Below are 643 nucleotides of genomic sequence, written 5' to 3'. Positions count from 1 at the left end.
GTTCCCGCTGGAGAGTTCTGCCCTTCTTGCGTTGGGCTTACCGGTGGCCGGACTCCAACGGGGTTTCCACGTTCCGCACCTAGAAGATGCGAGTGGTGCGGGTGCCTCCTATAGCCCGGGGAAGAGGATGGTGCCATAAGGCGTGGACGAACTACCAGCGCCTCCATCCGACACTTTCTCGTGTCCCTTCCCATGCCGTCTGCTTGCATACCATCGACGGGTTACACTGACGAGCCATCAACAGAGGTTCACTTGCGTTCACCCTGCCACTCTTCCCCCAATACCTAGGCCCCTTCGATGGTCGACGGAGCCTTTTGGTTTCTCTGCACTCAGCTTCGCACCCCGTCATTACTGTCGACGCACGTGAGTGTGGGGGACCGGCCATTGGCACGGGCCGGAGATATGCATTAGTTGTTTATCTGTGCACTATTGCGTATCCACTTCTTTCGGAGCGACTTCGTGTCGCACGCTCGTCGGTGTAGCCGGGGCTGTCCGCCTTGGCGGGCAGGTAGCTGCTGTGGACCTGCTTCTCCGCCTCCCACCCGTCCATCGGCTCCGCCGACCACGGCAGCGTGCGTGCGTAGGCCTCACACTCGGCGCGGGTCTGGTGGAGAGCGAGCTGGGCGTCGCGGAGGTCCTGGGG

General features: G+C 61.9%; 1 pseudogene. It reads right to left on the bottom strand.

Going from position 1 to position 643, the window contains the following annotated elements:
- Nucleotides 1-415 precede the first annotated feature (415 nt).
- Nucleotides 416-643, bottom strand: a pseudogene (locus OHA98_RS42600) (hypothetical protein); the annotation flags it as partial.

The sequence above is a fragment of the Streptomyces sp. NBC_00654 genome, from assembly GCF_026341775.1.
GTDB lineage: Bacteria > Actinomycetota > Actinomycetes > Streptomycetales > Streptomycetaceae > Streptomyces.
Note: the sequence above shows the minus strand (reverse complement) of the source record. Positions and strands in the feature narration are given on the sequence as shown.